The 466-nt window shown below is 39.7% G+C and carries 1 protein-coding gene; it reads right to left on the bottom strand.

Annotated elements, in window-relative coordinates; genetic code table 11:
- Window positions 1-51: 51 nt before the first annotated feature.
- Window positions 52-466: helix-turn-helix domain-containing protein (locus tag CHM34_RS18405; RefSeq protein ID WP_206093846.1), on the bottom strand; the 415-nt coding region annotated here is incomplete at its 5' end.

Here is a 466-nt window from a genome sequence, read left to right as displayed (position 1 = left end):
GATCATGGAGTTCCTTAATTGCTTGGTATTCAAAGATATGACGGATGAGGTCTAGTCCCACTTCCTTTCTAACTCCCTGTCTTTTTTTAAGAGGTCATTTTCCATTTCTAACAGTTTAATTTTGCGTTCTTGTTCAGCCAGTCGATCACGCATTTCTTCTTCTGGTGTCCGACTGGGTTCTGTTCCAGCTCGATGTCCTCGACGATCTTTTAAGCCGGCTTCGCCCCTTTCCTTATATTTTAGTACCCAATTACGTACTTGTTGGTACGATACCTGATACTTGATAGCCGTTTTGCCATAGTTATGATCATGCACAATACAATAGTGGACAATTTCCACCCGTTCTTTGAAGGTTGTTTTTCTTGATTGACTCATTTGACTTCCACCGCTTTCTGTTTTGAAGTTTCCATGAGTATTATATATCTTTATCCAATTTCGTAGTTGTTTAGACTGTCTTAGTCCGTAT

The sequence above is a fragment of the Paludifilum halophilum genome, assembly GCF_002245355.1.
In the GTDB taxonomy this organism is placed as follows: Bacteria; Bacillota; Bacilli; order Thermoactinomycetales; family DSM-45169; genus Paludifilum; species Paludifilum halophilum.
This window is presented reverse-complemented; position numbering and strand designations above follow the sequence as displayed.